At 72.6% G+C, this 25104-nt stretch carries 23 protein-coding genes; 6 read left to right on the top strand and 17 right to left on the bottom strand.

Translation table 11 applies throughout. From position 1 onward, the window contains the following. Window positions 1-22: 22 nt before the first annotated feature. Genes H5397_RS11115 through H5397_RS11075 form a run of 9 tightly spaced genes read right to left on the bottom strand, consistent with a single transcriptional unit; the run spans window position 23 to window position 8495 of the window. The gene (locus H5397_RS11115; protein WP_182817454.1) at window positions 23-2821 is read right to left on the bottom strand and encodes a LysM peptidoglycan-binding domain-containing protein; all 2799 of its coding nucleotides are present in this window, start codon (window positions 2819-2821) and stop codon (window positions 23-25) included. After that, the gene (locus tag H5397_RS11110; RefSeq protein WP_182817453.1) at window positions 2821-3261 is read right to left on the bottom strand and encodes a TadE/TadG family type IV pilus assembly protein; all 441 of its coding nucleotides are present in this window, start codon (window positions 3259-3261) and stop codon (window positions 2821-2823) included. The genes H5397_RS11115 and H5397_RS11110 overlap by 1 nt, the downstream gene beginning before the upstream one ends. Beyond that, the gene (locus tag H5397_RS11105) at window positions 3258-3593 is read right to left on the bottom strand and encodes a TadE/TadG family type IV pilus assembly protein (RefSeq protein WP_182817451.1); all 336 of its coding nucleotides are present in this window, start codon (window positions 3591-3593) and stop codon (window positions 3258-3260) included. The genes H5397_RS11110 and H5397_RS11105 overlap by 4 nt, the downstream gene beginning before the upstream one ends. A gap of 32 nt (window positions 3594-3625) precedes the next feature. After that, complete coding sequence (locus tag H5397_RS11100; protein ID WP_182817450.1) at window positions 3626-3871, bottom strand: hypothetical protein; 246 nt, start codon at window positions 3869-3871, stop codon at window positions 3626-3628. Between the two features lie 32 nt (window positions 3872-3903). Beyond that, complete coding sequence (locus H5397_RS11095) at window positions 3904-4794, bottom strand: hypothetical protein (protein ID WP_182817449.1); 891 nt, start codon at window positions 4792-4794, stop codon at window positions 3904-3906. Then, window positions 4791-5657, bottom strand: coding sequence for a type II secretion system F family protein (locus H5397_RS18880; protein WP_182817448.1), 867 nt, complete (start codon window positions 5655-5657; stop codon window positions 4791-4793). The genes H5397_RS11095 and H5397_RS18880 overlap by 4 nt, the downstream gene beginning before the upstream one ends. Further along, on the bottom strand, window positions 5654-7069 hold the full coding sequence (locus H5397_RS11085) for a CpaF/VirB11 family protein (RefSeq protein ID WP_182817501.1): 1416 nt from the start codon (window positions 7067-7069) through the stop codon (window positions 5654-5656). The genes H5397_RS18880 and H5397_RS11085 overlap by 4 nt, the downstream gene beginning before the upstream one ends. A gap of 14 nt (window positions 7070-7083) precedes the next feature. Continuing rightward, a complete protein-coding gene (locus H5397_RS11080; protein ID WP_182817446.1) occupies window positions 7084-7866 on the bottom strand; it encodes a hypothetical protein in 783 nt (260 codons plus the stop codon). Continuing rightward, complete coding sequence (locus H5397_RS11075) at window positions 7863-8495, bottom strand: SAF domain-containing protein (RefSeq protein ID WP_182817445.1); 633 nt, start codon at window positions 8493-8495, stop codon at window positions 7863-7865. The genes H5397_RS11080 and H5397_RS11075 overlap by 4 nt, the downstream gene beginning before the upstream one ends. Before the next feature lie 222 nt (window positions 8496-8717). On the opposite strand from H5397_RS11075, the gene H5397_RS11070 reads away from it, so the two are divergent. After that, the gene (locus H5397_RS11070) at window positions 8718-9377 is read left to right on the top strand and encodes an NUDIX hydrolase (RefSeq protein WP_182817444.1); all 660 of its coding nucleotides are present in this window, start codon (window positions 8718-8720) and stop codon (window positions 9375-9377) included. A gap of 12 nt (window positions 9378-9389) precedes the next feature. On the opposite strand, the gene H5397_RS11065 is transcribed toward H5397_RS11070, so the two are convergent. Further along, window positions 9390-10061, bottom strand: coding sequence for a response regulator transcription factor (locus H5397_RS11065; RefSeq protein WP_182817443.1), 672 nt, complete (start codon window positions 10059-10061; stop codon window positions 9390-9392). Window positions 10062-10110: 49 nt separating this feature from the next. Next, the gene (locus H5397_RS11060; protein WP_182817441.1) at window positions 10111-11373 is read right to left on the bottom strand and encodes a histidine kinase; all 1263 of its coding nucleotides are present in this window, start codon (window positions 11371-11373) and stop codon (window positions 10111-10113) included. Window positions 11374-11553: 180 nt separating this feature from the next. On the opposite strand from H5397_RS11060, the gene H5397_RS11055 reads away from it, so the two are divergent. Further along, window positions 11554-12105, top strand: a complete 552-nt coding sequence (locus tag H5397_RS11055; protein ID WP_182817440.1) for an FxLYD domain-containing protein — start codon at window positions 11554-11556, stop codon at window positions 12103-12105. Between the two features lie 98 nt (window positions 12106-12203). Here the strand turns inward: H5397_RS11055 and H5397_RS11050 are convergent, their stop codons facing one another. The 3 genes from H5397_RS11050 to H5397_RS11040 all read right to left on the bottom strand — a co-directional run bounded on the left by H5397_RS11050 (window position 12204) and on the right by H5397_RS11040 (window position 16658). Continuing rightward, a complete protein-coding gene (locus H5397_RS11050; RefSeq protein ID WP_309224346.1) occupies window positions 12204-14246 on the bottom strand; it encodes a DEAD/DEAH box helicase in 2043 nt (680 codons plus the stop codon). Between the two features lie 67 nt (window positions 14247-14313). After that, complete coding sequence (locus H5397_RS11045; protein WP_182817439.1) at window positions 14314-15342, bottom strand: beta-propeller fold lactonase family protein; 1029 nt, start codon at window positions 15340-15342, stop codon at window positions 14314-14316. Beyond that, complete coding sequence (locus tag H5397_RS11040; protein WP_182817437.1) at window positions 15339-16658, bottom strand: MFS transporter; 1320 nt, start codon at window positions 16656-16658, stop codon at window positions 15339-15341. The genes H5397_RS11045 and H5397_RS11040 overlap by 4 nt, the downstream gene beginning before the upstream one ends. A gap of 56 nt (window positions 16659-16714) precedes the next feature. On the opposite strand from H5397_RS11040, the gene H5397_RS11035 reads away from it, so the two are divergent. Further along, window positions 16715-17335 (top strand): AAA family ATPase, encoded by a 621-nt coding sequence (locus tag H5397_RS11035; protein WP_182817436.1) that lies wholly within the window; start codon window positions 16715-16717, stop codon window positions 17333-17335. A gap of 366 nt (window positions 17336-17701) precedes the next feature. Further along, window positions 17702-18394: a YceI family protein gene (locus H5397_RS11030; protein WP_182817435.1), complete on the top strand. Its 693-nt coding sequence runs from the start codon at window positions 17702-17704 to the stop codon at window positions 18392-18394. Between the two features lie 171 nt (window positions 18395-18565). On the opposite strand, the gene H5397_RS11025 is transcribed toward H5397_RS11030, so the two are convergent. Further along, window positions 18566-19924 carry a GntP family permease gene (locus tag H5397_RS11025; RefSeq protein WP_182817434.1) on the bottom strand — a complete coding sequence of 453 codons (1359 nt, stop codon included), beginning with the start codon at window positions 19922-19924 and terminating at the stop codon, window positions 18566-18568. Between the two features lie 87 nt (window positions 19925-20011). Between H5397_RS11025 and H5397_RS11020 the strand changes: the two genes are divergently transcribed. Together H5397_RS11020 and H5397_RS11015 are read left to right on the top strand one after the other, a co-directional pair. Next, window positions 20012-21616, top strand: coding sequence for a sensor histidine kinase (locus H5397_RS11020; protein ID WP_220492201.1), 1605 nt, complete (start codon window positions 20012-20014; stop codon window positions 21614-21616). Beyond that, window positions 21609-22292 carry a response regulator gene (locus H5397_RS11015; protein WP_182817432.1) on the top strand — a complete coding sequence of 228 codons (684 nt, stop codon included), beginning with the start codon at window positions 21609-21611 and terminating at the stop codon, window positions 22290-22292. The genes H5397_RS11020 and H5397_RS11015 overlap by 8 nt, the downstream gene beginning before the upstream one ends. A 65-nt stretch (window positions 22293-22357) precedes the next feature. Here H5397_RS11015 and H5397_RS11010 read toward each other — a convergent pair whose 3' ends face one another. After that, window positions 22358-24052, bottom strand: coding sequence for an alpha-amylase family protein (locus H5397_RS11010; RefSeq protein ID WP_182817431.1), 1695 nt, complete (start codon window positions 24050-24052; stop codon window positions 22358-22360). Window positions 24053-24100: 48 nt separating this feature from the next. Then, window positions 24101-25060, bottom strand: a complete 960-nt coding sequence (locus tag H5397_RS11005; protein ID WP_182817430.1) for a TIGR03885 family FMN-dependent LLM class oxidoreductase — start codon at window positions 25058-25060, stop codon at window positions 24101-24103. Window positions 25061-25104 lie beyond the last annotated feature (44 nt).

Below are 25104 nucleotides of genomic sequence, written 5' to 3'. Positions count from 1 at the left end.
TTGCGGCGGCGGACGACCAGCCTCACGCGCGCGCCCGCAGGCGCCCCTCGACCACCTCCTGGCAGAGGTCGACGGTCTCGGGCAGCAGGTCGACGCCGAGCGTGCGTGCGGTGCGGGTGACGCGGGCCACGAGGCGTTCGACCTCGTCGGCGCGGCCGGCCGCGTGCTCGGTGCGGATCCGCTCCCCCAGCAGCAGCTCGTCGTCGGGCGCGGCCACGAGTGCACGGTTGGCCGCCCAGCGGCTGGTGTCCAGGTCGCCGCGCTCCCGGGCGGCGCGCGCGGCCATGACCCCGACGTCGCGGACCAGCGCCGCCGCGTCGGTGCGGAACTCCTCGGCCCAGCCCCACTGGCCCGGCGCCGCGTCGGCCAGGGGTGCCCCGCGCACGAGCTCCAGCGCGGCCAGCAACCGGTCGAGCGGCTGGCGGTTCACGCCGCCGGCGGTGAGCAGGAGCAGCTCGTCCCAGTCGGAGGTGACCTCGTCGTGGAGTTGGATCCGCCCCGAGTAGGCGTCGGGCAGGTAGAGGTCGCCTGCGGCGTCGGCGCCGAGCCAGGTCCGAAGGCGGCTCATGTTCGAACGCCGGGTGCCGTCGGCCACGAGCAGGGCCGCGCCCATCTGCTGCGGGGTGCTTCCCGGGTGCAGCAGCAGCCACGCGCAGTACTCGACGCACTGGCGCACCGCGCGGCCCGGCGGGGTGCCGGCGGTACCGAGGAGTTCGACGGGGCCGAGCAGGTTCAGGCGCGGGCCGGTCTTCGGGGCGGGGGCCGGCACGGGGCGCAGGGCGATGATGTTCACGTCGTCCTCCGAGGGGGATTGCCACCACGGGGCGCGCTCGGTGGTGGCGTCGTTGGCGAGGCGGTACAGGTCGGCGAGCGCCCGGCGCGTGCCGGCCGGGACCCGCTGCGGGGTGATCTCCGAGTCGGGGCCGGCCAGGCGGCGCACGCCCCCCGACGTCGACAGCACCCAGTCGACGGACGTCGCGCGGGCCGCATCGACCACCGCCACGGCCGCGACGCCGCACGGGTTGTCCGAGACGGCGGCCTCGAGCCGGGCGAGCTGGTCGGCGTCGGGCGCGACCTCGAACAGGACCACCTGCGCCGACCACGCCTCGGCGAGGTCGGGGTCGAGGCGGCCGGCGTCCCACCCGCCCTCCGTCATGATGCGCGAGCGCTGCCGGACGAGCCGCTCCACGGTGGCCACGGCGTCCTCGACCTCGCGGTCGCAGACGATGCGGCCCTCCCCGGCGGCGTCGGCGAACTGCGGGTCGGCGGTGACGACCAGCAGGCCCAGCTCGGACGCCCACGGCGCGCACGCCAGCTCGACGAGCATCGCCGACAGCACCTCGGACGCCTCACCACCCTCGTCGCGCAGCCCGAGCACGCCGGCCGACATGACGTCGACCATCACGAGGTGGCCGGGCTCACGCTCCCCGAGCGTCACCAACGCCGGCCAGGCGACGGGGTGGTCGACGTCAGCGAGGGTCGCCAGCATGGACCAGCGCACCGCGACGCTCTCGCCCAGCAGCGTGAACCCGTCGGGCACCGAGGACGGCTGCGCGCGCAGCACGAACTCCAGGTCGTCGGGACCGACCAGCGCGTGCACCAGCGTGGGCGCGGGCTGGCCCGCCTGCCACCAGTGGTGGGCGAGCAGACGCAGCGCGCGCTCGAGCAGGCGCGAGCGGTCAGGGCCCGCCTCGGCGGGAACGGTCTGGGCCAGGGCGGCCTCGTACCGGGAGAGCTCGCCGGTCGGCTGGGCGTAGCGCCGGCCCAGCGGCCGCGCCTGCGCCTGCACCCGGCGCCGCACCCCGATGCCGCCGATCACGGCGGCGGCCGACAGGGCGGTCATCCCGCCCAGCAGGCCGGCGGCGGGCCCAGCGTCGGTCTCGGGGGCGAGCAGGGACGCCGTGGGCCCGGCCGAGCCGGTGGTGGCGCCAGCCTCGGCCGGGGCGTCGACGGAAGCGGCGCCGGTGTAAGCGCCGGTGCCGGCGGCACTGTCCTCGCCGGCGGCCTCGGGGGCCGACTCCGGCAGGGGCACCGGGGCCGGGGCGTCCGGGAGCTCACCCGCCTGCCAGGCCATCGGAACCTTGAGCACCCAGCCGGGGAGGATGAGGTCGGGGTCGGCGATGCGCGCGGTGTTGAGCGCGTGGATCTCGGGCCAGCGGTCGGGGTCGCCGAGGTGGGTGCGGGCGATGCCGCTCAGGGTGTCGCCGGTGCGCACGGTGACGAGCACCACCGGGCCGGGCACCGACAGCACCGTGCCGGGCACCAGCCGCGCCATCGGGTCGGACTGCAACGACGGGTTGGCGGCGACGATCGTGCGCCAGCGTGCGCCCTCGCCGTAGTAGCGCTCGGCGAGGCTCCAGAGCTCATCACCCGGGACGACCGTATGGGTCGGACCCGCCGCGACCGCGGGGGCCTCGACCACCTGGGCGAGCGAGTCCGGGCGAGGCTGGGCGACCGGCACCGCCTGCTGGGTGACCGACGCCACGGGCGGCGGGGCCGCGTGGGCGAGCGAGGCCGCCCCGGAGGCGAGGATGGTGGTGACCAGGGCCGAGGCGACCGCGCGCGGGAGCGCGAACCCGGGCAGGGTGAACCGGACGCGGCGCCCGGCCAGCGCGCCGGCGAACTCGATGCCCAGCGCGGCGACCCACACCGCCCAGGCGAGCCACCCCACGACGGTCAGGGCGCCGAGCAGCACCCGGACGTCGGTGGCGCTCCACAGGCCGATGGCCGACCAGTCGGTGAAACCCCAGGCGAGCAGCAGCCACGGTGGCACCACGACGGTGGCGAGCACGGCGGCCAGGGCCAGGATGCGACGCATCATCAGCCTCTCCCTCGGTAGCGATCGAGTGTCGACGAGGCGTCGGCCTCGACGAGGATGGTGCCGGGGACCCCCGGCAGGAGCAGGTCGGCCATGGCGACCGGGCAGCGCACGGTGGTGCGCACCGTGCCCGGCTGGCCGACCGGGAGCGCGAACGCCCCGGTGTCGACGGTGAGCTGCCAGCCGCCCGCGCACCGCAGGTCGGAGCCCCCGGCGTCGGAGGCCACCACCGCGTGGGCGCGGGCCTGGGCCGAGTGGGCGTCGCGGGCCAGCGTCGCCGTCCGCGCCGCGGAGTCGGCCCACTGCTGGACGGAGATGCGGGCGAGCGCGAGGCGTCCGGCGCCCACGAGCAGCGCGATGATCACCACCAGCGCGGGCAACAGGATGGCCAGCTCGACCGAGATCGACATGCCGCGCTCGCCCCGGCGTCCGGTCGTCGTCATGGTCGGGTCACCTGCTCCCGGGGGCGGGTGGCCTGTTCGCTGACGCGGGTCTGGCCGAGGTCGACGAAGGTGGGCATGCGGCCGCGCACGGTGGCGCGGGCGTTGTTGGCGTCGACGACGAGCTGCACCTGGATGTCGGTGAGCCCCCCGCCGGAGGCGATCTCGGTGCCGAGGGCCCGGGCGTCCGCCTCGGACGCCCCCAGCAGCGCCGCCTCCTCAGCGGCCGCGATCGCGGCGTGGGAGGCGACGGTGCGCCCGTACGCCCACAGACCGACCTGGATCGCGCCCAGGACGGTGAGCAGGATGACGGGGACGAGGATCGCCCACTGCACGGACCCCGACATCCCTCTGTCGGGGCGGTTCACTACGGGCCGCCGGTGATCGTGACGCCGCCGCCGGACAGCTTCGACTGCACGAAGTTCCAGACCCCGATGCCGATCGCGCCGGCCACGAGGATGGCCGCGGCGACGAGCAGCGCCTGCTCGGTGGACTGGGACAGGCCGCGCTCGTCGCGGGGGCGCAGCAGCGCGCGCAGCCGCGTGGGGACCAGGTGGGCCGTGCCGACGGCACGGTGGACCAGGGCAGTGTTCAACAAGGACGTGGTGGACATGTGACGGTTCTCCTTCGGGGGTGGTGGGTGGGTCAACCGCTACTGACGAGTGTAAGGAGCGGGGGCACGAGAAAGAACAAACCGAAGACGAGGCTGGGGACAACCATCCACATCGTCATCCGTTCCGAGACCTCGGAGGCCGCCATCTTCATGGCGGTGAGGTGGCCGTCGCGCAGCTCCTTGACGCGGGCGCGCAGGGCGGTCGAGAGCGAGGCCCCCGACTCGTCGAGGCGCATCACATCGGCGAGGTCGCGCAGGGCGGGCAGGTCGAGCTCGCGGCCGAGCTCCTTGAGGTCGGTGTAGGGCGCGCGCTGCTGGAGCCGGGCGCGCTCGAGTGCCGCGCGGATGTCGGCGAACACCGGGACGTCGGAGAGTGCCGCGGCCGCGTGCAGGGCCTGGGTGCCCGACTGATTGGCCAGCCGCTCGAGGGTGACGAGGTCGAAGAAGGCCAGCAGGGCCTCGGTGGCGTCCTCGGACGCCTCGGCGCTGGCGCCGCGCAGCATCAGGTCGGGCGTGACGAAGCCCACGATCGCCAGCGCGACGCTGAACACGACCGGCATCAACGGGGACTCCCCGAACCCGAGCCACAGCACCATCCCCACGACGAGCGGCAGCAGGAACCCGCCCGCCGCGGCGAGCAGCTTGTAGGCGTAGTGCCGGGTCAGCGAGCGGCCGCGCAGGCGCAGCTGGCGCTCCAGGTCGGGCGGCGCGACGACCTGGCGCGAACGGACCCACCACTCCCCCAGCCGCTCGACGCCCTGCGCACCCGACGCGTCCTCGACCGGCGTGATGGCTGGCGCCCGGTCGGTCAACACGGCGAGCGCGTCGCCGAGGCGGGCGTGCTGGGGCCGGAACGACGCAACGACGAGCACGAGCCCGAGCGCGAGCACCGCCCCGGGCAGGATCAGCGAGAGGGCCGTCACGACAGGCTCCTCAGGATGCGGTGGCGCTCGCGGGGCAGCGTCATCTTGCGCAGCATGACCAGCGAGCCGACGTAGGCGGCGATCAGCCCAGCGAGCAGCGCCTGCCCGACCGGGGTGCCGTAGGGGGCGAAGAAGTCGCGCGCCAGGAGCAGCGACCCGCTGAGCAGCACCAGCGTGATGATCGTCACCTGCTTGACGACCGCGCGGGGCTTCGAGCGCTCCGACTCGATCTCGCGCAGCGCCTTGAGCCGCTCCTGGATGGTGTCGGCCAGGGCGGCGAGGGTTGACGTGGCGCCCGTCCCGCCGCGGTGGGCGGCCAGGACGAGGCTGGCCAGCACCGCGTCCGCGTCGGGCGAGTCGAGGTCGTCGGCCAGCGCCAGCAGCGCCTGCGGGGCGGGCCAGCGATCGTCCAGCCGTCGGATGAGCAGGACCAGGTGGTCCGCCAACAGGGGCGGGGGCGTCCGGGCCGACAGCCGCAGCGCGTCGGTGATCGACTTGCCCGTGGCCATCGTGGCCGTCATGCCGCGCACCCAGCGGTCGAGGGCCTGGAGCAGCTCGATCTGGTCCTGCTTGGGCGCCGACAGCAGGTGCGGCACGCCGACCACCGCGACCGGCACCACGACGAGCATCAGGGGCCAGCCCGTCCACAGGGTGGCCACCACCCCGGCGACCAGTCCGACAGCGATCGTCAGGCGGGAGCGCTTGGACAACCCGGCCAGCTTGTCCACAGCCTTCTTCCACAGGCCTGTGGACGCCCCGGCCCGCCGCGGCCGCTGCACCAGCACCCCCGCGGCGACCGCCGCCAGGATGACGATGCCGCCCACGAGGAGCATGGCGGCCAGGACGGCGAGGAGGAGGGTCACGGTTCTGCCCGCCAGCTCGCGAGGAAGGGCGACAGCTCGTCCATCATGCGGGGCTCGGGCTGGAACCGCTCCGACGTGCCGGGGGTCTCGGCTTGGTAGACGAGGTGCGACACGGGCCGGTTGCCCTCGACCGCCCCGGTGAGGGCGATGACCTGCGAGACCTTGCGGGTCCGGACCCCGCCGCGCCAGGTGTCGTCCACCAGGTGCACGTGCACGATCAGCCCGATGTGGAGGGCGATCTGCCGGTAGGCCTCGTCGACGCTGAGCACGCCGCCCTGCGCGACGCGGGCCGCCAGGCGGTCCATGGTCGAGACCGCCGAGTGGGAGTGGGTCGTGCTCAGCGTTCCCGCGCCCGACTGCATGGCCTCGAACATCGCCCCGGCCTCCACACCGCGGACCTCGCCGACGACCAGGCGGGCCAGGTTCTGGCGCAGCGCCTCGGGGATCAGCTCGGCGACGGAGAACTCGCCCACGTGGCGTCCGTCGGTCACCTCGCCCAGGCCGACGCGGGCCTGCAGGGCGAGCATGTTGCGGCGTCCGGGCTGGAGGTGGGTGAGCAGTTCGTAGTCGGTCTCGAGGGTGCCGAACCGCTCGTTGTGCGGGATGGAGGCGATCAGGGCCCGCAGCAGGGTCGTCTTGCCCGCGCCCTGGTCGCCGGCGATGACGATCGAGGTGCGGTTGAGCACGGCCGCGTGCAGGAGGCGGCCGACGTCGTCGGGCATCATGCCGCGGTCGACCAACTCGGGCAGGTCGATGGTCGTCAGGATGTGCTGACGGATGACGATCGACGGCCGGAAGCTCAATCCAAAGCCGATCGCATGCAGCCGGTGCCGGTCGCCGAGGGCGAGCGTCATCGTGGGGTGCGCGTCGTCGAACGGGCGCGGCGGGTTCACCGACTCGCCCAGGAACCGGATGGCCTCGATCAGCTCCTCGTCGGAGTCGGCCACGGGCGGCAGCTCGACGCGGTGCCCGTCGCCGTACTGCACCACGACCGAGTCGCAGCCGTGGATCTCGATGTTCTCCACGTCGGGCATCTCGAACAGGGGCTGCAGGCGGCCGTAGCCGAAGATCGCGTCTTCGAGGGCGTCGGCGTAGGTGTGCTCGCGCTCGACGGTCCACATCTCGCCGAGGTGGGTCTGGTCCTCGGCCCACTGGTGGACGATCCGGCTGATGATCGACCGGGCGAGCAGCCGGCGGTCGGCGTCGGGCATCGGATTCCCGGTGCGCTCGGCGTGGGCCTCGGTCTCGCGGGTGACCTCGTCGGAGACGCGGCGGCGCAGCACGACGACCAGGCCCCAGTCGACCTCCTCGTCGCCGGGAAGCGGCGCGGCCGCACGCCGCAGGTCGTCGGCCGGCACCGCGAAGGGCTGCTCGGGACCCGCCAGCAACGGGATGTCGGCGAGGCGGCGCATGGCCGCCGTCGGGTTCACGAGGCCTCCTCGAGGCGTCCGGCGCGCATGGCCTCGCTGAGGGCGACGGCGGCGCGCTCGAACGACCGGGCCAGCGCGGTGCGCGCCCAGCGCTTGCCGACCGGTGCGCCCTCGTTGAGCTCGGCGGCAGACGCCGCGTCCCACGCCACCTCGGCCAGCACCGGGACGCCGAACTGCTCGGCGACCTCGCGCACCCCGTACGGGCGGCCGGGGCCGACGACGACGAGCCCCACGCGGCCGGGCGCGCCCGACTCGACGAGCGGCGCCAGGTGCAGCGGCAGCGCGGCCAGGGAGGCGAGCGAGGTGCGGCAGACCAGGCCCACGGCGTCCGCGCCCGCGACCAAGTTGGCGGGCAGGCCGCGGTGGCCGGTGCGGCCCGCGTCCACCACCACGTCGAAGGACGCCTCGCGCGCGGTCTCGACGACCGACGGCCAAGCCCCCTCGAAGAGGTCCACGGACCCGAGGTGGGTGAAGCCGGGGACGAACCGGCGCTCGCCGGGGGCGTCCTGACCTGGTGGGCGCGGCAGGTCGGGCAGCGGGCGCCACTCGGCGGCCAGCGCGGCCGCCATCGACGAGCGCTCGCGGTGCGCCTGCAGGAGGCCCTGCATGCCGTTGCCGCGGGTGGACTGCCCGCTCAGGTACCCGGCCAGGATCGAGTGGGGGGCCGAGCGGTCGGCGTCGACGAGCACGGCGTCCCGCGGCCAGGCCAGGGTCAGCCCCAGCGCCGTGGTCGACACCCCGGGCGCCCCGGCGGCGGAGGTGAGGACGAGGAGGCTCATCGGCCGTTCCCCGTCTGGACCAGCGCCACCCGGTCGGCCGCGGCGAGGCGCGCCACGAGCTCGGCGGAGGCGCTGGGCACGGCGAGCGCGAACAGGGTCGAGCCGTCGGGCTGGGTCCCGGCGTCGCCGACGAGGGTCGCGGGCACGCTGGCGGGCAGTTCCTCCGCCACGGCCCCGCCCTGCGCGGGCAGCGCGACGACGAGCACGGTCGTGCCGGGGCGCAGGTCGGTGGTCGGGAACCGTCCCGGGGCCAGCCGCAGGCCCACCCGGGAGCTGCCCAGGGGCACGTCGGCGTCCCCCCACGACCCGTCGACGAGCAGGCTGCCGCCGGGCAGGTCGGTGACCGCCGCCCGGCCGACGACCTCGGACGCCCGCGCGTCGGGCACGGTGCGCACATCGAGGCCGGCCCCCACCTGGACCACCGAGAGGTCGGCGGCCTGGATGACCTCGCCGCGGTGGATGGTGCGGTTGACCCGCAGCACGGGGTCGGACGCCGCGACCTGCAGGTACACGAACGCCGAGGCGAGGCCGCCGAGGGACACGGCGAGGATGCCCGCGACCAGCCACACGGGGCTGCGACGGAGGCGAACACGCGGACGCGCGGCGGCGTCCGGAACGGGGGTTTCCATGGGGGTGGGTCCTTGTTCCTGGGGGTACGTCGTGATCGAGGGTAGGCAACCACCCAGGGGAAATGCCACCCATTCCAGTCCGTGGGCTGTGGATGGAGTGGTCGACGCCCAGCAGGTGGACCGATTCCTCCCACGAACCGGGATCTGGTGCCCGACACCAATTCGCGGGGTACCCTGATTGGTGAAATCTTCGTGACATCGCCGTCTGAGAAGGAAGAACGCATGGGTCGCCAGCCAACCTCCGCCGTCTCCGTGGACGCGATCACGCTGAGGTACAACAACGAGACCCGGCAGGTCGAGATCGGCGTCTCCAAGCGCATGTCCGAGCCGTACATCGACCAGCTGGCCCTTCCGGGCGTCACGCTGTGGGAGGGCGAACGCCTCGCCGAGGCCGCCGAGCGCGCGGTGCAGACCAAGCTTGGCCTGGGCGTCCGGGGCCTCGGGCAGCTGACCGTGTTCGACGAGCCCCACCGCGACCCGCGCGGCCAGACCCTGTCGGTCGCGATGTGGGCGGTCGCCGACCACCCGGCCGATGCCCCCGACTACGTGCAGTGGCACCCGATCGACGACCTGCCGCCCCTGGCCTTCGACCACAACCGCATGGTCGACTCGTGCCGCCCGCTGCTGGTCGATCGGCTGTGGCGCGACCTCACGTTCACGCGCGCGCTGACCGGCCCCACGTTCCCGGTGTCCGCGGCCGTGGCGATCACGCGGTCGCTGACCGGTACCTCCCCCGACCGCGGCAATCTCAACCGTCGCCTCGCCTCCGTGCGCGGCCTGGGCATCAGCCACAAGCGCGTCGTCCTCGGCCGCGGCCGCCCCGGCACGCTGTGGGAGTGGCAGAGCACCCACATGGAGCCCGAGTCGGCGGACATCGCCTGATCGGCGCGCCCCTCACCGGCCGCGCAACAACCCCGCTCGCTCGGCGATGACGGCGACGCCCACACGATTGCGGGCGCCCAGCTTGTCCTGGGCGGCGGCAAGGTGCGTCTTGACCGTCGCCTCGGAGATGTAGAGCCGCTGACCGACCTCGGCGTTGCCCAGGCCCTCGGCCACGGCGACGACCACGTCGCGCTCGCGGTCGGTGAGGGTCGCGACCGCCTCCTCGGCGGTGCGCCGTGCGGCCGCGTCGGAGGAGCGACCCAGGTGGTCGAGCAGCTGGCGCGTCGAGCGTGGGGAGAGGACGGCGTCCCCGTTCACGACCGCCCGCACCGCGCCCAGGATCTCGGCCGGGGCGGCCGTCTTGAGCAGGAACCCGGACGCCCCCGCGTCGAGGGTGCGGACCACGGCGTCGTCCACATCCCACGTCGTCAGGGCCACGACGTGCGGCGGGTCGGGCAGGGCGCGCACGAGGCGGGTGGCGTCGACGCCACTCACGCGGGGCATCCGCAGGTCCATGAGCACGACGTCGGGCTGAGATGCGCGCACGGCGGCCACGACCTCGTCGCCGTCACCGGCCTCACCCACGACCGTGAGGTCGTCGGCGCTGTCGAGCAGGAAGCGCAGGCCGGCCCGCACGAGCGGGTCGTCGTCGACGAGCAGCACACGAATGGGCACGAGCCGCATCCTAGGGCGCGGGACCGACAACGCGCCTGGGGCCGAGGCCCGCGGCGACTCAGCCCGAGACCGCCTCCCGCCACGGGAGTTCCACCCGCACGCGGAACACGGTGCCGTCCTGGTCGAGGCCGTAGCGCAGGTGCCCACCGAGCAATTCGGCCCGTTCGGCGATGCCCTTCAGGCCGCGCGCCGTCCCGGGCGGCCCGGCCGCACCACCGACGTAGCGGTTGCGCGCCTCGATGAGGATCCCGGACGCCGGCCCACCATCGACGACCAGCTCCACCGGCTGCCCCGGGGCGTGCTTGCGCGCGTTGGTCAGCACCTCCTGGACGATGCGGTACACAGCACGCGACAGCTGCGGGTCGGCGCGGTCGGGCTCGGAGACGAAGATCGACGAGCTCACCACCTGCCCGGCGCCGAAGGAGTCGCGGACCACCTCGGTCAGCCGCGACAGCGGGATCACCGGCGGGTCCTCCCCCAGCGGTTCGCGCAGCACGTGCAGGAGGCCGCGCAGGTCGTCCATCGCCTCGCCCGCGCTCTGCCGCACGAGGCTCGCCGACTGCTGCAGCCGCGGGTCGTCGCCCGCGTTCAGCTCGAGCGCTCCGGCGTGCAGGTTGAGCAACGACAGCCGGTGGCCCATCGCGTCGTGCACCTCGCGGGCGATGCGCTCCCGCTCCTGTCGGCGGGCGGCCTCGTCGCCCAGCCGCCCGGACGCCTCGCGCTCGACCTCCACCTCACCCACCGCCTGCATGTTCTGGCGGCGCAGCCGGACCAGGAACCCCGTACCGATGGCCAGGCCAAGCCCGAGGACCGCCACCGTCGCCACCGCCCACGCGGAGACGTTGACGTGGGCGAGCGGGTCGGACGCGTCGCCGGTCGGGCCCAGGATGGTCTTGATCACCGACGCCTGCCGCGGTTGGGCCAGCGCGTCGGCGACGACCACCCACGTCGAGGTCGCGGCCACCAGCGCTGTGGTCGCCCACACGGCCGGGCCGCGCCGCCGACCGATCAGCGCCGCCAGGAACGCGAACGCCAGCAGGTTGCCGATCGGGACCACGAGGGGCACCACAGCCGCCGCGATCGTGAGCACGAACGGGTACCGGTGGCGCCAGAACAGGGCGGCCGGGGCCGCGACGGCGAGGAGCAGGGCGAACATGGCCCCGAGGACGGTGGCCCCGTCGGGATCCTTCCCCGACATGGCCGACCCCAGCGGCGAGAACACCACCGAGACGATGCCCAGGAGCCCGATCGGCACGGCGAACAGCAGCGTCCGCCACCACGGGGGGCGGGCACCGTCGCCGACCAGCTCGTACTCCAACACAGCCCTCATCGTAGGGACGCCGGCCGACAATTCCCCTCCCCCGATCGGCTGCCGACAAGGACCTCGGACGAGCCGATCGGCGGAGGCCACCGCAGCCGACCCGTCGATGTGCCGGCAGCCCCCGCGGCAGTGGGATGGAGACGTGTCCCAGTCAGGGACGACGACGTGAAGGAGTGCCCGATGTCCCAGACCCAGCCCGGCCAGGTCCCCCCGTTCCCCGGGGCCCAGCCGCCGCCCGCCGCCAAGCCGAAGAAGCCGTGGTTCAAGAAGTGGTGGGTGTGGGTGCTCGCCGTGCTCGTGCTCGTCGGCATCGGCAACGCCCTCGGTGGCGGTGGTGGCGACAAGGCAGCCGCGCCGAGCCAGTCGGTCAGCACCCCGGCTCCGGCCGGCTCGTCGGACGCTGCAGCCCCGGCCGCGTCCGAGGCCCCCGCCGAGCCGGCCCAGGAGCCCGCGAAGGAGCGCCTCACGCTTGAGGACGGCTGGGAGATCGACCGGTCCAACCCGTTCGCCATCTTCATCACGGGCTACGTGGCCAACAACAGCGACCGCCCGGTCGACACCTACGTGCAGATCACGTTCGACGCCCTCGACAAGGAGGGCGCCAACGTCGGCACCTGCATCGCGAACACGAACACCATCGACGCCCAGGGCAAGTGGAAGTTCAAGGCGATGTGCACCGGCGAGGCCGAGGAGATCGAGACCGTCCGGTTCAAGGACATCACGGGCTTCTGACCCACCCCCGACGCGACCGCTCCCGAACTGCCCCACGGCTGGGGCGGTTCGGGAGCGGTTCTGTTCAGGTGTCCGGACGCCGCGGGTGCGGCCCGGTGTCAGCCCTTGTGGCGGGGCTTCTTGAACTTCTTGTCGGCGTTGAAGCCGGACTTCTTGAACGGCTTGTCACGGAAGGGACGATCACCGCGGTCACGCGCCGGACGGTCACCCCAGCTGCGGTCACCCCGGTCACCGCGATCCCCACGGTCCCCCCGGTCATCACGGTCGCGCTCCCGCGTTCGGTCGCGCACGAACGAGGGACCCTCGTCGCGCTGCAGCTCGATCAGCTTGCCCGACACACGCGTGCGGGAGAGCTTGTCGAGCACGGAGGACGGCAGGTCCGGGGGCAGCTCGATGATCGAGTGGTCGCCGCGGATGTTGATCCGGCCCATGTCGGCGCTGGTCAGGCCACCCTCGTTGGCGAGGGCGCCCACGATCTGGCGCGGGGTGATGCGGTGGCGGCGTCCGACGGCGACGCGCCACGGCACGAGGTCGCCGGTCGGGCGCGGGCGGCGCTCGCGCACCACGCCGTCCCGCGGACCCTCGGAGCCACGGTCGGAGTCGCGCCCGCGGCGTCCGGACTTGTCCTCGCGGAAGCGCTCGTCGCGACGCTCCTGCTCGGGGTCGAGCAGCATCGGCTCGTCGCCCTGCATGACCGCGGCCAGGGCGGCGGCGACGTCGACCTCGGGCACGTCGTACTCGTTGACGTAGTGCGCCACCACGTCGCGGAAGAAGTCGATCTTCTCCTGCTGGCCGAGCGCCGCGGTGATCGCGTCGTCGAACCGCGACAGGCGGGTGGCGTTGATGTCGTCGGCCGTCGGGAGCGGCATGTGCGACAGCTCCTGGCCGGTCGCCCGCTCGATGGCGCGCAGCAGGTGGCGCTCACGGGGGGTGACGAACGAGATCGCGTCGCCCGAACGACCCGCGCGGCCGGTGCGCCCGATGCGGTGCACGTAGCTCTCGGTGTCGGTGGGGATGTCGAAGTTCACCACGTGGCTGATGCGATCGACGTCCAGTCCGCGCGCGGCGACGTCGGTGGCCACGAGCACGTCGAGCTTGGCGGCCTTCAGCTGGTTGATGGTCCGCTCGCGGGCGGCCTGGGGCAGGTCGCCGTTGATCGCGGCGGCGCTGATGCCGCGGGCGCGCAGCTTCTCGGCGACCGTCTCGGTCTCGTTCTTGGTGCGGACGAACACGATCATGCCGTCGAAGTTCTCGACCTCGAGGATGCGGGTGAGGGCATCCACCTTCTGCGGGTAGCTGACGATCGTGTAGCGGTGGGTCACGTTGGTCGCGGTGGCCGTCTTGCCCTTGACCGAGATCTCGACCGGGTCGGTGAGGTAGGTCGCGGCCAGCTTGCGGATCGACGGCGGCATCGTCGCCGAGAACAGCGCCACCTGCTTGTCGGAAGGGGTGTCGGCAAGGATCTTCTCGACGTCCTCGGCGAAGCCCATGTTGAGCATCTCGTCGGCCTCGTCGAGGACCAGGTACTCCAGCTGGGTGAGGTCGAGCGTGCCGCGGTCGAGGTGGTCCATGACGCGGCCGGGCGTGCCGACGACCACGTCGACGCCCCGGGCGAGCGCCGACAGCTGGACGCCGTAGCCCTGCCCGCCGTACACCGGCAGCAGGCGCACCTTGAGGTGGGCGGCGTAGGTCTCGAAGGCCTCCGCAACCTGGAGCGCCAGCTCACGGGTCGGGGCGAGCACCAGCGCCTGCACGTGCTTTGCGCGCGGGGTGAGCCGCTCGAGGATCGGCAGCGCGAACGCGGCGGTCTTGCCCGTTCCGGTCTGCGCGAGGCCGACCACGTCGTGGCCGGCCAGCAGCGCCGGGATCGTCTCCGCCTGGATCGGGCTCGGCCGCTCGTAGCCCAGGTCGCGCAGGGCCTTCAGGATCTTGTCGTCCAGCCCCAGGTCGGCGAACGTCGGGCCCTGCGGCTCCTCCGCTTCAGCGTCCTCCGGCTCGTCGGGCTCGGACGCCGCGGGCTCGGCCGCGCTGTCCTCCACCTCCACGACGTCGGACGCCTCGGGCTCGGCCGGCTCGCCGGTCAGGTCGTGTTCCTCGGGGACGTCCGTCTGCTCGGGCAGGCCCGCTCCGCTTTCACTCACTTCTCAACCCTAGACCGCGAGGGGGTTCAGGCACGAGTGGGGTGGCAACCATCCCCGCGCGACTAGCTCAGGCGAAGCGCACCCAGTTGGCGCCGGAACCGGTGTCGCGACGGTCCAGCTCGGTCAGGACGCCCTCGTCGGAGAGCTCGTAGAGCGCCACCCCACCCGAGCGCTCGCCGGCGACGACGACGTGCCGGCTGTCGGGCGCGACGGCGAAAGCGCGCGGCTGCGCCTCGGTGGGCGTCAGGCCGATGACCGAACCGAGCAACCCCTCGGGCTCCATCGAGACGGTCGCGACGGTGCTGGCGGTGCGCTCCGTGGCGAGCAGGAACGACCCGAACTGGGCCAGGTGCACGTCGGCCCCCCAGATGAGGTGCTCCTCCATCGGGTCGGCGCCCAGGCGGCTGGTCGACAGGCCGGCCCCGGGGTCGACGATCGAGACCGACTCGGCCCGGGTCAGCACGCCGGTGGCGTCGTCGCGCTCGAACCGGATCACCTCGCCGGTGAACTCGGTGACCAGATACGCCGAGCGCTCGTTGGCGGCCAGCACGAGGTGGCGCGGGCCGGCGCCCTCCTCGACCGACACGGTGCCGGGGTCGAGTGGCTCCAAGCCCCCGTCCTCGGTGATCGCCGTCTGCGCGACCAGGTCGTCGCCCAAGGCGACCCAGTAGGCGTGGCGGCCCGCGGCGTCCGGGACCACGCAGTGGAGGTGGCGGTGCTCGACCCGCCCGACCGGCTCGCCGGGCACCCCGTTGGGCGTCGGCCAGCTGGCGCCCCAGTTGCCGGCGTAGGACGCCCCGAGCAGCAGCTCGCCGTCGCGCGTGAGCGCGAGGTAGGCCAACGGGTCGGGGAGGGTGCGGCGGGAGGTTTCGGTCAGCTCTCCCGTCGCCCGATCGAACGACAACGTGACGATCGCGGGTTCGGGTTCCTTGACGGCGGTGTGCACGAGGCCGCGGGCGTGGTCGAGGGCGAAGGTGCCGCACCCCACTCCGACCTCGTTCTCGGCGACAGGGTCGAGGGACCCCTCACCCAGCCGCAGCACCGAGATGGTGCCGGCCTTTGCGTTTCCGACAAGGACCAATGTCGCGTCGTTCATGCCGCCATCGTAGGTGCCGCCCCCTCACCGAGCTCGGCCTCGACCCGTCGGCGCATGGCCGGGGCGCTGCGCAGGGCCCAGACGAGCAGGGCGGCGGTGACCAGTGTGAGGCCGATGCTGGCGAGCAGGGCGACGGTGTAGCTGCCGGTGCGGTCGACGGCCATGCCCCACAGGGGCGTCCCGAGGGCCATGCCGGCGGGCATGGTCGCCATCGCCGGCCCGAGGATCGTCGCGTAGTCCCGCATGCCGAACACCCGCTGGACCATGATCGGCAGCAGCACGCCCGGAAGCACGGCGCCGAACCCGAACAGCACGGTCGCGAGGGCGAGCGGCACGAAGCCGGTGCCGACGACGTAGGCGGCCATCGAGACCAGCTGGCAGGCGAGCGCGAACACCGCGGCGGTGACGGTGCCGCGGCGGTCGTTGAGCGTGCCGACGGCCATGTTGCTGACGACGCCGGTGAGGGCCATCACCGAGATCAGCGTGCCGGCGACGGCGAGCTCGACGCCGTGCTCGACGAACAGCGGCGCGAAGTGCTGCTGCACCGCCTGCACCATGCCGAACAGCACGACCCCCAGGAACAGCGCGGCGAACTGCGGGGTCCGGAAGGCGCGGCGGGCCGGCACGCCGGGCAGCACGACGGTCCCGGACGCCGCGGGCCCCCGTTCGCTCGCCCCCAGGGCAAGGAGGCCGAGCCGGTCGGGTGCGGAGCGGATCAGGAACAGGCCGGGGAGCACGATCAGCGCCACCATCACGCCGGCGAGGGTGAGGAAGCCGCCCTGCCAGCCCCACGCGCCCACGATCGCCGGCATGACCAGCCCGGCCGCGATGCCGCCCGCGCCCGACAGGGCGAACACGGCGCCCATCATCGTGCCGCGCTTCGCCTCGAACCAGGTGTTGATCAGCATCGAGGCGCCCATGGTGGTGCAGATGCCGAACATCAGGCCGCTGGCGAAGCCGAGCACCGCGAGGAGCAGCACGTTCGGCACGAACGCGACGGCGCCGACGGTGAGGGCCATCCAGGCCCCGCCACCCACGATCGCCGCCCGGACGCCGATCGCCTGGTACAGCGGGGGCCCGACGAACGTCATCGCGATCACCCCGGACAGCGCCATCATCGAGTTGTAGGCCATCACCTCGGACAGGCCGACGCCGAGGTGCTTCGCCAGCGGCGGGTTGAGGATCGAGCTGCTCAGGAACAGGAACATGCCCGCCGACATGAGGCAGGCGCCGCCGGCGACGACCATCCAGTGGCGGGCGCTGCCCGCGGCGGGGGTGGGCGCGCGGGCCGGGTCCGGTGCCGGTGCGGGGGTCATGGCTTCTTTGTAGGGCATCGGGTGCCGCGGCGTCCGGGATCGTGCATTGTTTCCCCATGAGCATCGACGAGCCCGTGGTGACGATCTTCGAGATGTACGGGTCGGGTGCGGCCGAGGTGGGTCCGGCCGTCGCTGGGGCCCTGGGCGTCCCGTGGGTGTCGCAGGTCTACTCGTCGGAGGACCTCGAGGCCGCCGAGGGCCGCGGCTCCGACGACGGCAGCCTGCTGTCGCGGGTGCTCAACACGCTGGGGCGCACCGCGGCGTCGGCCGACGTGGGGGTCTTCTCGGGGCAGCTCGAGATGCTCGACGCCGAGGACGCCGTGCGCGAGCTCCGCGCCCAGGTCGCCGGGGGCGGCGTGGTGCTGGGCCGCAACGCGACGGTGATCCTGGCCGACGAGCCGCGCGCGTTGCACGTGAAGCTGGACGGTCCGGTCGAGCAACGCATCGCCCGCGGGGCCGCGGCGGCCGGCATCGACCTCGCCCACGCGCGCGCCCGCCAGAACCGCGAGGACTCCGCCCGCGCCGCCATGTCGCAGCGCCTCTTCAACTGGGACCCCCGCCACAACGACAACTTCGACCTGGTCATCAACACGGGTCGCGTGCCGCTCGACACCGCTGTCGAGTTGATCCTCGCCGCGTACCGGTTGAAGGTCCGTGAGAAGGATTCTAGTTTCTAGTACTTATGACTAGACTGAGTGTCATCATCAGGAGGTGACACCATGAAGCAGCTCATCCAGTTCTGGAACCACTACCAGGAGTTCCTGACCAAGGAGATCGCCGAGGACCTCGGCTACTACAACTGACCCACCCCCGGCCCGCGCCGACAGCCCGCCTTCCGGCCGCCGACAGCCTGCGCTCCGCGCGCCGACAGCCCGCCTTCCGGCCGCCGACAGCCCGTCCCCGCCACATCCGTGGCGGGGATTCGTGTTTCTCGAGCACGTCGGCAACTTGGTTGACATTTCAATGATCCACCTCTAGATTGATTGACACGTCAAGCAATCAGGTGGGCCCGGAGAGGGTTCGCCCGGCACCAAGGAGAACCCATGACCGCGCTCACCGACTTCAACGGCACCTATGTCCTCGACACCGCCCACACCGAGATCGGCTTCACCGCCCGCCACGCGATGGTGACGAAGGTCCGCGGCGCGTTCGGTGAGTTCAAGGGCTCCGCGACCACCGGCGCCATCCTGGCCGACGCCCGCATCGACGTGACGATCCAGGCCGCGTCGGTCGACACCAAGAACGCCGACCGCGACAACCACCTGCGCTCGGGCGACTTCTTCGACGTCGAGACCTACCCGACGATCCGCTTCGCCTCCACCTCGGTCGAGGCGGCCAACGACGACATCCTGCGCGTCGCCGGTGACCTCACCATCAAGGACGTCACCCGCCCCGTCGTCATCGACTTCGAGTTCGAGGGCTCCGCGCTCGACCCGTTCGGCAACCAGCGCGTGGGCCTGAGCGGCAAGGTCGACGTCAACCGCAAGGACTTCGGCCTCGTCTGGAACGCCGCCCTCGAGACCGGTGGCGTCCTCGTCTCCGAGAACGTCACGCTGACCTTCGAGGTCTCCGCCATCAAGCAGGCGGACGCCGAGGCCCCGGCCGAGCCGGTGGTCGAGTCCACCGAGTCCGAGGTCGTCGCCGAGCCGGTCGTCGCCGAGCCCGCCGTCGAGGCGTCCGAGAAGGGTGGCCTGGTGGGCTGGGTGAAGAACCTCTTCGCCACCAGCACCCGCTGAGCCCGAACCGCCGCGGCGGAGCGGGAGGCACGACCACAGCCCGTCTTCCGAACGCCGACAGCCCGCCCTCATCGCGAGGGCGGGCTGTCGGCAGTTTGAGCACAGGCTCTCGGCACAGGGAGCACAGGCTCTCGGCACAGGGAGCACAAGCTCTCGGCGCAGGAGGGGCGCCTACCCCAGGGCGGGCGCCACCAGGGCGGCGGCCATCACCAGCGGCAGCGAGACAAGGGACGCGATGGTGGTCACGGTGGTCATCGACTTCAGGGCTCCGGAGGTGGTCAGGCCCAGAAGGGCCTTGAACATCCAGAAGAAGTTGGAGTTCACCTGCAGGGCGAACAGCGCGCCCGAAGCGATCGCCAACGCAAGGATGACCGGCGCCACGTCCAGCTGTCCGGCGATCGGGGCGATGATGCCCGCGGCGGTGATGGCGGCGACCGACACCGAGCCGATGGCCAGGTGCAGCAGGGCCGCGATGAACCACGCCAGCAGGATCGACAGGATCACGGGGGCGCCGGTGTCCACCGAGAACAGCCCGCCGAGCAGGTCCGCCAGGCCGGTGCCCTTGATGACCGCGCCGAGCGAGCCGCCGACGCCGGTCACGAGGAGGATCTCACCGGTGGTCTTGAGCCCGTCGCCGAACGCGTCGGCGGTGGCCTCGGTGCCGACGAAGCGGCGCGCCATCACGTAGGCCCCGAGCAGGCCGAGGAACAGGGCCACGTTGGCGTCCCCGAAGAAGGCGATGACGTCGTTGGTGAAGCCGGCCAGTTCGGCGAACGCGCCGAAGGCGATCATCAGCAGCGGCACGATGATCGGCGCGAGCGCCAGCGCGAGGCTCGGACGCCGGCCCGACTCCCCGGCCACCAGCTCGGCGGCCTCGACCTCCTCGAGGGCCTCGGAGGTCTCCTCATCGCGGGCGGGATTCCACCAGCCGAAGTTGAGCATGCGGCGGAAGATCCACACGGTCAGGGTGGCGGTGATGATGCCGATGACGATGCCGAAGATCATGTAGGTGCCCAGCGGGACCGACAGCAGGCCCGCGGTCGAGATGGCCGACAGGCCGGGCACGACGAACACGTAGCCACAGAAGATGCCGGTGCCGAGCGCGCCGGCGAGCCAGGCCAGGCCGTGGCGCTCGATGAACTTCGACGACGAGCGGGCGACCGGCGCGGCCAGCACGACCTGCACGTCGACGTAGATCGAGGGGGCGATGGTGGTCAGGGCGAGGGCCAGGGCATAGGGCAGCTTGTTGGCCGGGACGACGCGCACCAGCGCCTCGACCATCACCTTGAACGCGCCCATCCGGTGCAGCAGCGCGCCCATGAGCACGCCGAAGCCGATCAGCAGGCCGATCTTGGCCATGATGTCGCCGAAGCCGGACGTAACGGCCTCGATGGTGGCCACGAACCCCATCCCCGACGCGAGGCCGAGGTAGAGCGCGCCGAGCACCAGCGCGATGATCGGGTCCACCTTGACCTTGATGATGAGGAAGATGATCGCGACGATCGCGATCGCTGTGTGCAGGGCAATCATTGTCCGTACTCCTTGGGTCGGCCACCGCTGTGTGGCTGCGCAACAGCGTGCGACGCCGCCCCGGGCAAGGGCATCCTTGTGTTCATAGTGTTCAGAGGACCCCGCAGCGTCGCCTCGCACGTCCTGATCGTGCTGGGCGCCGTCGTCGCGCTCGTGGTCGCCGTCGCGCTGGTCACGGCCTACGTCCAGGCGACCCGCCTCGTCGAGGACGCCGCCGCCACCCGCGTCACCGACGTCGCCCGGGCCATCGCCTCGACCGACGACGTGCGCGAGGGGCTCGCCTCGCCCGACCCGGCGTCCGAGCTGCGCGACTTCATCGAGCGCGAACGGCAGGCCACGCAGACCGACTTCATCGTGGTGATGTCGCCCGACGGCATCCGTTACACGCACCCCAACCCCGACCTGATCGGGCAGCACTTCCTCGGCACCATCGCCGACGCGCAGGCCGGCGGCACCGTGATCGAGCAGTACACCGGCACGCTCGGCCCCTCGACGCGTGCGGTGGTGCCGGTGTTGGTCGACAACGAGGTCAAGGGTCTGGTGTCGGTCGGCATCCACCAGTCGCGGGTGGGCGAGCAGCTGACGCGCACGCTGCCGCAGGCGCTGCTGCCGGGCCTGGCCGCCGCGGGCGTCGCGACGCTGGGCGCCGCGGTGGTCGGCCAGCGGGTGCGCCGCCAGACCCTCGGACTCAACGCGACCGAGCTGCGCCGCCTGCACGACCACCACGAGGCGGTGCTGCACGCGGTCCGCGAGGGGCTGGTCATCACCGACGAGAAGGGGCGCGTCCAGGTCGTCAACGACGAGGCCCGCCGCCTGCTCGACCTGCCCCCGGACGCCGTGGGCCGCGAGGCGTCCGACCTCGGCCTGGCCCCCGACCTGGCCGCGCTGCTGGCCGGGCGCGAGCAGCACGTCGACGTGCCACACGCGAGCGGTGGACGGGTGCTGCTGGTGAGCTCCGACGTGGTGCAGCGGCAGGGGCGCGCGGTCGCGACCCTCACCACCCTGCGCGACCGCACCGAGCTCGAGGCGCTCACCGGACGCCTCAACACCACCCAGTCCCTCGCCGACGCCCTCCACGCGCAGGCGCACGAGGCCGCGAACCGGCTGCACACCGTCGTCACGCTCATCGAGCTCGGACGCCCCGACGACGCCGTCGCCTTCGCCACCGACGAGCTGCGCGCCAGCCAGCGGCACGGGGAGGCGATCGCCGCCGCCCTCGAGGACCCCGCCGTCGCCGCGCTGGTGATCGGCAAGTCCTCGCAGGCGGCCGAGCGGGGCGCCACCCTCGACGTCGACCCGGACGCCCACCTCCCCGCCGGCCTCCTGCCGTCGGGCGCGGTGGTGACGATCCTCGGCAACCTCATCGACAACGCCTTGGACGCCGTGGCGGGCCAGCCGGGCGGGTCCGAGAAGGCGGTGCTGGTGGACGCCCAGGCCTCCGACAGCGTCGTGACGCTGACGGTCGCCGACACCGGGCCGGGGTTGCCGGCCCCGGACCGGGAGCTGGCGTTCGAGCGCGGGACGACGTCGAAGCCCGCGTCGGGACCGGCGGGGCGCGGCATCGGGCTGGCCCTCGTGCGGCAGACCGTCGACCTGCTGGGCGGACGGATCGAGGTGTCCGAACCACCGGGAGCGACGTTCACCGTGACGCTGCCGGTGGCCGTCGCGTCGGAAGGGGGCGGCGATGGCTGACCTGCGCGTGCTCGTCGTCGACGACGAACCCGAGGTGGCCGCGGGGCACGCGGCCTACCTACGGCGGGTGCCGGGGTTCGAGCTGGTGGGCACGGCCGGGACGGTCCAGACCGCAGTCTCCGTCCTCACCCGCCAAGCGGTCGATCTGGTGCTGCTCGACCTGAACCTGCCCGACGGGCACGGGCTGGACGTGGTGCGGGGCATCCGGGCGGCGGGGCGTCCGATCGACATCCTGGCCATCACGGCGGCCCGCGAGGTCGAGCACGTGCGGTCGGCGCTCGCGCTGGGGGTGGTCGGGTACCTGCTGAAGCCGTTCACGTTCGCCGACCTGCGCGAGCGGCTGGAGGCGTACCGGCGCTTCCGGGAGGGGTTGGCCGGGGCGACCTCTGCGAGCCAGGCCACGGTCGACGCGATGTTCGGCGAGCTCCGCCGACCCACCACGTCGGGAACCTCGCCCAAGGGGCTCGCCCGTGACGTCCTGGAGGCGGTAATCGGAGCGCTGACCGACGTCCAGCCGGCCGCGCTGTCGGCGTCCGAGGTCGCCGACGCGGTCGGCACCTCGCGCGTGACCGCGCGCCGGTACCTGCAGTACCTCGCCGACGAGGGACGCGTGGCCCGCGCCCAGCGCCTCGGCGGTTCCGGACGCCCCGAGGTCACCTTCGCCTGGCGCCGCTGACCCGCCGAAAGCCCGCCTTCCGGCCGCCGAGGGGGACGCCCGGGGACCGCCCTGCCTGGAGGGAATCAGTGCAGGCGGCGGTCCCCGGGCAGGAGGAGGCGCAGCCAGTGGTGGCCGTACCCCGGAACGGTGACGGTGAGGCGTCCGCCCTTCTCGACCTCGCACTCGTCGTCGGCGAACAGGTCGACCACGCGGGTGCCCTCCTCGACGTCGGGCAGCTCGACGGTGATCTCGGTCGCGTCGGGCCCCAGGTTGTGGACCAGCACCGACGAGGCCACTCCCCCGCCGAACTGCGACCACGTGCACCGATGAGCGAGCACCGACGGCGCGTCGTGGGACAGCACCTCGAAGTCGCCCATCCCCACCTCGGGGCACTCGCGGTAGCGCCGAGCGAGCTGGCCGACGAACGCCAACAACGAGGAAGGATCCGACCGCTGGTCCTCGGCGTTCACGTGCTCGGGCGCGTAGGCGCCAGACGGCGGCGAGCAGGGCAGGCGCGAGGGGGCGGCCTCCGAGAACCCGCCGTTGCGGCCGGGGGTCCACTGCATGGGCGTCCGCACGGCCAGGCGTCCCGGCACGTCGAGGTTCTCGCCCATGCCGATCTCCTCGCCGTAGAACAGAACCGGCGTGCCGGGCAGGGAGAACATCAGCGAGTAGACCATCTTGATCCGGCGCGGGTCGCCGTCCAGCATCGGGGGCAGCCGCCGGCGCAGGCCGCGGTCGAACAGCTGCATGTCGGGGTCAGGGCCGAACGCCTCGAACACCTCGGCCCGCTCCGATTCGGTGAGCTTGTCCAGCGTCAGCTCGTCGTGGTTGCGCACGAAGTTGGCGAACTGGTTGTGCCGCGCCAGCTTCGGCCGCTTCTTGAGCATCTTCTCCATGGGCGCGGCCGATCCGCGCGCCAGGGCGAGGTACATGCGCTGCATGAGTTCGAAGTCGAACATCATGGTGAGCTCGTCGCCCTCGTCGCCGCCGAAGAACTTCACCTGCTCGTCGTAGGTGACGTTCACCTCGCCGAGGAAGATCGCGTCCCCGCGGCGGCGTCCCATGAACGCCCGCAGCTCGCGCAGGTACTCGTGGGGGTCGCCGTACTCGGCGGTCCACTCGGCGTCGATGCCGACGGTCTCGATGAAGAACGGCACGGCGTCCACGCGGAACCCGTCGACGCCCAGCTGCAGCCAGAACCCGATGATCTTGGCGACCTCGGCCTGCACGGCCGGGTTGGCGATGTTGAGGTCGGGCTGCTCGGCGTAGAAGTTGTGCAGGTACCACTCGCCGGTCTTGTCGTCGAGGGTCCAGATCCCGTCCTCGGCGTCGGGGAACACGACCTTGTCCGACGTGTCCGGCGGCTCCGTGTCGCGCCACACGTACCAGTCGCGGTACGGGTTGTCCTTGCTCGAGCGCGAGGCCTTGAACCACGGGTGCTTGTGCGAGGTGTGGTTGACGACGAGGTCGACGATGACGCGCATGCCGCGGTCCTTGGCGGTGCGGACCAGCTCGACGAAGTCGCCGTGCGTGCCCAGCTTGGGGTCGACGCCGTAGTAGTCGGTGATGTCGTAGCCGTCGTCGCGGTTGTCGGTCGGGTAGAACGGCATCAGCCACAGGCACGTCACGCCGAGCTCGGCGAGGTAGTCGATGCGCTGGGCCAGCCCGGTGATGTCGCCCGTCCCGTCGCCGTCGGCGTCGAAGAACTTCTGGATGTCCAGGCAGTACACGACGGCGGACTTCCACCACAGGTCAGAGGTCTCGGTCTTCAGCATGCTTCTCCTGATCGTCGGTTGGTCAGGTGGTCACGATGGTCGGCGGGCTCAGCTGGTCAGTTGCGGCAGAACGGACGCCCCGGCGGCTTCCAGCCACGGCTTCTGTTCCTGCCCCACGTGGTGCAGGTAGACGGCGTCGAACCCCAGTTCGGCGAGGTCGTGGATGCGCCCGGCGAGCTCGCCGAGGTCGGAGGAGATGATCACCGAGCGGTGCACCTGCTCGGGCGTGATGCCCTCTCGGCTCACGGCGTCGAAGGCGGGAACGGTGAGATCCCAGCACGCGGGCGGCGCGAACACGTTCGAGCGCCACTGGTCGTAGGCGATGGCATACGCCTCGTCGGGCGTCGGCGCCCACGACACGTGCACCTGCAGCACCTTGTGGTCGGCGCCGCCGGCGTCGTCCCAGCGCGCGAGCATCTCGCGCAGCACGGCTGGGTCCTGGTTGATGGTGGCCAGTCCGTCGGCCCAGGACGCCCCGCGCACCGCAGTGTCGACGCTGATGGCTGGCGCGATCAGCTTCGGACGCGGATCCGCGATCTCCCACAGCTTCGCCTCGTGCACGGTGACCAGGCCGTCGTGGGAGACGGTCTCGCCATCGAGCAGCCGCCCGATGACGTCGACGCACTCCTCGAGCCGCGCCTGCCGCACCTCCTTGCGCGGCCACGCGTCGCCGGTGACGTGCTCGTTGGCGTTCTCGCCCGAGCCGAGCGCCGTCCAGAACCGTCCGGGGAACATCTGCCCCAGCGTCGCGATCGCATGGGCGACGACCACGGGGTGGTAGCGCTGCCCGGGTGCGGTCACGGTGCCGAACGAGAGGTTCGTGGACGCCAGCGCCGCACCCAGCCACGGCCACGCCATGCCCGAGTGCCCCTGCCGCTCGGACCAGGGTTCGAGGTGGTCCGAACACATGGCCGCGGTGAAGCCGACCTCCTCGGCCAGTACCACGTCAGCGAGCAGCTGACGCGGCGAGATCTGTTCGTGTGACGCGTGGAACCCGTAGGTCGTCATTCACCGTGTCTACCAGACGATGAGCCATTGACAAGCCCCGATGT

Origin of the sequence: Propioniciclava sp. MC1683 (genome assembly GCF_014164675.1) — a bacterium.
Classification (GTDB): domain Bacteria; phylum Actinomycetota; class Actinomycetes; order Propionibacteriales; family Propionibacteriaceae; genus Propioniciclava.
Note: the sequence above shows the minus strand (reverse complement) of the source record. Positions and strands in the feature narration are given on the sequence as shown.